At 66.7% G+C, this 6,289-nt stretch carries 4 protein-coding genes and 2 pseudogenes; 5 read left to right on the forward strand and 1 reads right to left on the reverse strand.

Going from position 1 to position 6,289, the window contains the following annotated elements:
- Positions 1-50: 50 nt before the first annotated feature.
- Entirely contained in the window at positions 51-338 is a 288-nt protein-coding gene (locus tag ACT6Y9_RS07725; protein ID WP_443744106.1) for a hypothetical protein, read from the reverse strand.
- A gap of 161 nt (positions 339-499) precedes the next feature.
- Between ACT6Y9_RS07725 and pncB the strand changes: the two genes are divergently transcribed.
- The 5 genes and pseudogenes from pncB to ACT6Y9_RS07750 all read left to right on the forward strand — a co-directional run bounded on the left by pncB (position 500) and on the right by ACT6Y9_RS07750 (position 6,114).
- Positions 500-1,702: a nicotinate phosphoribosyltransferase gene (gene pncB, locus ACT6Y9_RS07730; protein ID WP_443744107.1), complete on the forward strand. Its 1,203-nt coding sequence runs from the start codon at positions 500-502 to the stop codon at positions 1,700-1,702.
- Positions 1,703-1,941: 239 nt separating this feature from the next.
- The gene (locus tag ACT6Y9_RS07735) at positions 1,942-3,327 is read left to right on the forward strand and encodes a sodium:proton antiporter (protein ID WP_443744108.1); all 1,386 of its coding nucleotides are present in this window, start codon (positions 1,942-1,944) and stop codon (positions 3,325-3,327) included.
- Between the two features lie 288 nt (positions 3,328-3,615).
- A pseudogene (locus tag ACT6Y9_RS07740) lies at positions 3,616-4,143 on the forward strand (ABC transporter permease); the annotation flags it as partial.
- Between the two features lie 204 nt (positions 4,144-4,347).
- Positions 4,348-4,774: pseudogene (locus tag ACT6Y9_RS07745) on the forward strand (ABC transporter ATP-binding protein); the annotation flags it as partial.
- A gap of 398 nt (positions 4,775-5,172) precedes the next feature.
- Complete coding sequence (locus tag ACT6Y9_RS07750; protein WP_295479755.1) at positions 5,173-6,114, forward strand: ABC transporter substrate-binding protein; 942 nt, start codon at positions 5,173-5,175, stop codon at positions 6,112-6,114.
- Positions 6,115-6,289: the final 175 nt, after the last annotated feature.

The raw sequence follows: 6,289 nt of genomic DNA on the forward strand, positions 1-6,289 counted from the left end.
CTGAGCGTTGGTCAAGTGGAGAATCCCCGTCCTTCAGGGCGGGGAGTGCGTCAAGTCACGCACCAGCGGATGCCGTCGTGCCGCAGGCCCTCAAGAAAACCGATCAATTCCGGGTCGGGCGAGAGCGCCGCGCCGATCCGCTGGTAGGTGAGGCGGTCCTTGTGGGCGAGTGCGGCCGCGGCGTCGGCGACGCCGTGCTCGGCGAGCCACCCGCGCAGGAACGTGCGGTCGCAGCCCGTGAAGATCCGGAGCGCCTCATGGGTGGTGACGGGCGCGCCCGCGGCGGTGAAGGCGTCGGCGACCGCCGAGCAGGAGAGAAGCTCGGTGTCGGCGAGCACGCCGTCGCAGTCGAGTAGAAGAACCTTGACGCAGGGGAGGGGGTCGGCATGGCGGAAGTCGGAAACGTTTGCAGAATCGTCGGGCGTCGGGCGGACGCCCGCGGGTAGTATTGCAGGTAGAACCTACCATGGACCCGCAATGCGGGAGCGGACTGCAAGAAATGATCATCGAATCTCTACTCGACACGGACCTCTACAAATTCACGATGCAGCAGTGCGTGCTGCACCAGTTCCCCGCAGCCGAGGTTCAGTACCGCTTCAAGTGCCGCACGCCCGGCATCGACCTGAGGCCCTTTGTGGACGAGATCAACGCCGAGATCGACCACCTCTGCAACCTCTACTTCACCGAGCGCGAGCTCGAGTACTTGGGCGGCCTGCGGTTCATGAAGTCCGACTACATCGAGTTCCTGTCGCTCTTCCACCTGAAGCGCAAGTACATCACGGTGAAGCCCGACGAGACCCACCCCTGCGGGATCGACATCCACATCAAGGGGCCGTGGCTCCACACGATCCTCTTCGAGATTCCGGTCCTCGCGATCGTGAACGAGGTCTACTTCCGCCGCACCTATCCGGGGCTCTCCGAAACCGAAGGATTGGCGCGGCTCCATGAGAAGGTGCGGCTCCTCAACGAAGAGCCCGAGAGCGCGGGTCTCAGGCTCTCCGACTACGGCACCCGCCGGCGGTTCTCCCGCGACTGGCAGCGCAAGGTGATCGTGGAGCTCATGGCGCGTCTGGGCGACCGCTTCTCCGGCACCTCGAACGTGATGTTCGCGAAGGAACTCAGGCTCACCCCCTTGGGGACCATGGCCCACGAATACCTCCAGGCCTGCCAGGCCCTAGGGCCGCGTCTGCGCGACAGCCAGGTCTTCGGGTTCGAGCAGTGGGCGAAGGAGTACCGCGGCGACCTCGGGATCGCGCTCTCGGACGTCTACGGCATGAAGCCCTTCCTCGAGGACTTCGACATGTACTTCTGCAAGCTCTTCGACGGTGCGCGGCACGATTCGGGCGATCCCTTCGTCTGGGGCGAGCGCATGATCGAGCACTGGCGCGCGAACAAGTGCGATCCGCGCGCGAAGTGCCTCATCTTCTCCGACGGCCTCACGATTCCGCGCATCCTCGAGCTCTGGCGGCGCTTCCACGGGCGCGTCGGCCTCGGCTTCGGCATCGGCACGAACCTGATGAACGACCGCGGCCCGCAGGCCCTGAACGTCGTGATCAAGATGGTTAAGTGCAACGGGCAGCCCGTTGCGAAGATCTCCGACTCGCCCGAAAAGGGCATGTGCGAGGATGAGAGCTACGTGAAGTACCTCCGCCAGGTCTTCCGCCTCGACGAACCCGAGGGGCGCACGCACGCGGGCGCCTAGTCCGAAAGACCTAGCGGGTTCTTCCCGACGGACAAAAACGCATTCCGTTGGCCAGTCTCCCCCTTTTGTGGTGTAAGGTTGACGCCGGCTTAAGGCCTGCCTCAGGCTTCTCCCTTGAGGCGCGGCCCCGCCGACCTCTTCCGCTTCGCTGCGGACAGCGCTCCCCCGGAGACGCGCGGCGACAAGAACCACAAAGATCAGGGAGCTCCTCCGTGACCATCCTCTCTCCCGCGCGCCTCATGGGCGCGCTCCTCGCGTTGGGCGCGCTGCCCGCGCACGCCGCAGGCCTTGACGGCAGCGCGCTCGGCCTCGCCTGGGCGGTGCCCTTCGCCGGCATCCTGCTCTCCATTGCGCTGATGCCGCTCTTCCTCGCGCACTTCTGGCACGAGAACTTCGGCAAGGTCGCGCTCTTCTGGGCGCTCTGCTGCGCGGTGCCGCTGTGCGTCGTGATCGACCTCCAGACGGGCATCGACGCGATCATCCACGTGCTCCTCGCCGACTACGTGCCCTTCATCATCTTCGTGGGCACGCTCTTCATCGTCGCAGGCGGCATCCACGTGAAGGGTTCCTTCGTCGGGCGCCCGATCGTCAACACGTGCTTCCTCGCGCTGGGCGCCGTGCTCGCGAACTTCATGGGCACGACGGGCGCGGCGATGCTCCTCATCCGTCCGCTCATCTCCGCGAACGCCGGCAGAAAGCGCACGATCCAGACCTTCGTCTTCTTCATCTTCCTCGTCGCCAACGTGGGCGGCGCGCTCACGCCTCTGGGCGATCCGCCCCTCTTCCTCGGGTTCCTGAAGGGCGTGAGCTTCTTCTGGACGAGCATCCACGTCTTCGTGCCCTGGCTCTTCTGCTGCGCCATCCTTCTGGTGATCCACCACCTGATCGACTGCGCGATGTACAAGAAGGACCTCGCCGACGGCTTCAAGCCCGCCGACGCGACCTCGAAGTTCGCGCTCGAAGGCCTCGTCAACGTGCCGCTGCTCGCCTGCGTGATCGGCGCGGTGCTGCTGTCGGGCTTCTGGAAGTCCGGCGTCGAGGTTTCCATCCTCGGCGTGCACTTCTCGCTCGAATCCCTCTGCCGCGACGCGCTCTTCATCGTGATCGCCGTGCTCTCGCTCAAGCTCACCGCCAAGGCTACGCGCGAGGCGAACCACTTCTCGTGGGATCCGATCCTCGAGGTGGGCAAGCTCTTCTTCGGCATCTTCTGCTGCATCGTGCCGGTGCTCGAGATGCTGCGCGCGGGTCACGAAGGCGCCTTCGCGCCCCTGGTCGCGCTCGTCACGAACGCCGACGGGACCTTCAACAACACGGTCTTCTTCTGGCTCACGGGCACGCTCTCGGCGTTCCTCGACAACGCTCCGACCTACCTCGCCTTCTTCAACCTCGCGGGCGGCGATCCGCAGGTGCTGATGACGACGGACGCCCACACGCTCATGGCGATCTCGATGGGTTCGGTCTTCATGGGCGCGGTCACCTACATCGGCAACGCGCCGAACTTCATGACCGTCTCGATCTGCCAGGAGCGCGGCATCAAGATGCCGTCCTTCTTCGGCTACATGGCCTGGTCGGTGTGCATCCTCTTCCCGATCTTCTGGATCATGGACATGATCTTCCTCGCTTGATGAGCCTCACGCTCTGAAGAACGAGTGCGCGGGCGCCGGCCAAGGGAAAACCTCCCTCCGGCGCCCGCGCCGCGTCTAGACTCCGGGAAACAACCTTCCCGTCTCCTCCCGGCCATGCTGAAGAAGCTCTCCGCCCTCATTCTTCCGCTCCTCCTCCTCCTCCTCTGGTGGGGCGTCACCGCGGCGGGCGCCGTGCCGCCGCTCCTGCTGCCCGGCCCCGAAGCCGTCGCGCGCCGCTTCATGACGCTCCTCGCCTCGGGCGAACTCCTGCGGCACGCCGCCGTCTCGATGGCGCGCGTCTTCTCGGGGTTCCTGCTCTCAGCCGCGACGGCGCTCCTCCTCGCGCTTCTCTTCTGCCGGCACCCGAAGGTCGAGGGGGCCTTTTCGCTCACGCTCGAGGCGCTGCGCGTCGTGCCGCCCCTCTCGCTCGTGCCGCTTCTCATCCTCTGGCTCGGAATCGACGAGGCGCCGAAGCTCGCGATCGTGGTCTTGGCGAGCTTCTTTCCCGTCCACCTCTCGGCCCTCTCGGCGATGCGCTCCGTGCGCAGCGGCTACCTCGACCTCTCGCGCGTGTTGGGGCTCTCGGGCGCGCAGACCGTGCGGCACATCCTGCTCCCGGGTGCGGCGCCCGGAATCATCACGGGGCTGCGCCTTGGGTTCGGATACGCCTGGCGCGCGCTCGTGGGCGCGGAGCTGATCGCCGCCGCCTCGGGGCTCGGGTATCTGATCGAGGACGCCTCGAGCCTCGCGCGCACCGACGTCGTGATCGTCGGCATCCTCACGATCGCGGGCCTCGGAATCCTCTGCGACGCGCTCTTCCGGCGCGCCGCGCGCGTGCTCACGCCCTGGACGGCGCCCGAGGGGAGCCGACGGAGGGAACCCGCGGCGTCCGCCTCCTGCGCCCCGCAGTGCGCAGAGGAGCCGGCCCGAACGGAACCCCAAGCGGACCTTCGGAAGACTCTTCCCGGCATCGAGCTCGACCACCTCACCGTGGGCTACCCCGGAGGCAGCCGGCCGCCGGTGGAGGACCTCACGCTCACCATCGCCTCGGGGCGCATCACGGCGCTCCTCGGCCGTTCGGGTTGCGGGAAGACCACGCTCATGAAGGCGGTGGCGGGGCTTCTCCCCGTCCGCGACGGCGCCGTGCGCTTCACGGGCGAGGTGCGCCCGAAGACCGCGATGGTGTTTCAGGAGCCGACGCTCCTTCCCTGGAAGACCGTGCGCGGGAACGTCGCCGCGGCGCTGTTCGCCCAATTGGGCGACCGCGCGGCGCTCACGGACCCGCGGGTGGACGAGGCGCTCCGCCTCGTGGGCCTCGAGGGACGGGCCTCAAGCCTTCCCGGAGAGCTCTCGGGCGGGCAGCAGCAGCGCGTGGGCTTCGCCCGGGCCTTGGCCGCAGGTCCCGACGTGCTGCTGATGGACGAGCCCTTCGGGGCGCTCGACGCGCTCACGCGCAGGGAGCTCCAGGACGAGAGCACCGCGGTCTTCGCGCGGCGCCGCATGACGGTCCTGATGATCACCCACGACGTGCGCGAGGCCGTGCGGATGGCCGACGCCGCGGTGATCCTGCGCGAAGGCGCGGCGCCCGAAGTTTTCCCCGTGGATCTTCCCCATCCGCGGCGGCTCTCCGACCCCGGCGTCGCCGCGCTCGAGGAGGGGATCCTCGACGTGCTCATGCGCCGCTAGGCCGCCTTTGGAGGCGCTTGCAAAGCCCACGCCTGCGACCCGCCGGCCTCCGGCCGAGAACTTAGAATTGCAACTAATTCTCAGCCGGCCGAAAGAGGACGCACGGCGCGTTTTCCTCCGGGTCCGGTGCGGAAAAGTCTTTTCAGAGGAAACACAAAAATGAAGTTCAAGGCGCTTCTCGCCGCGCTCGCCATCACCGTGAGCACGGCGCTCTCCGCGGCCACCATGCCCGAGAGCATTTCGATCACCTACGTCAAGTCGCCCTTCAACCTGCAGAACATCGTCATGAAGGAGCGCGGGATGCTCGAGGAGGCCTTCAAGGCCGACGGCGTCAAGATCAACTGGCGCGTCATCAACTCGGGCGCCGTCCAGGGGCAGGCGATGGCTTCGGGCGACCTCGACTTCTCGGCCGTGATGAACACCGCGAGCGTGCTGATGGCCGCCGGTGCGGGCAACCCCATCGCGATCGCCACGGGCGTCGCGCACCCGCAGAAGATCTTCGCGATCATCGGCAAGCCCGGCACGAACTACTCGATCAAGGACCTCAAGGGCAAGAAGGTCGTCGGCCCCAAGGGCACGGTGCTCCATCAGCTCCTCGTCGCGGCGCTCCTGAAGGAGGGCATGAAGATCACCGACGTTGACTTCGTGAGCATGGATCCCGCCAAGGCCATGACCGCCGTCGTCTCGGGGAGCGCCGATGCGGGCCTCGTCGCCGCCGGCCTCATCATCAAGGCGAACGAAGCCGGTGCGAAGACCATCGCCACGTGCGAGGGCTACGTCGCTCCGAACCTCGTGATGGCTGTGCGCCGTGCGTTCGCCGAACAGTACCCCGAGGCCTACGCCAAGGTGGTGGCGACGAACCGCGCCGCGCTCGCCTGGATCAAGGCGAACAAGCCGCAGGCGCTCGAGATGGGCGCCAAGGAGCAGGGCATCAGCCTCGCCAACGCCGAGAAGCTCTATGACTGGTCGGGCTTCTACGACACACTCACCGAGGCCGACGTCAAGGGGCTCGAAGCCGATCAGCAGTTCCTGATCGACAACGGCATGATGGAGAAGAAGGTGGACGTGCGCGCGCTGCTGCTGCCCTCGGCCACGAAGTGACCCGGCGCGCCCCTCTGGGCGCACTCGGTTCTTGAAGCGAAAACGGTCCGGAGCGATCCGGGCCGTTTTCCGTTTGCGGCGCGAATAAAAGAAGCCCCCGCGGCTCAAGAAGGGCGGCGGGGGCGCCAGGGCGAACGCATCAACCAGGCCTAGCTCAAATGTAAATATCTGAGCT

Source organism: Sutterella sp., from assembly GCF_052272535.1.
In the GTDB taxonomy this organism is placed as follows: Bacteria; Pseudomonadota; Gammaproteobacteria; order Burkholderiales; family Burkholderiaceae_F; genus Sutterella.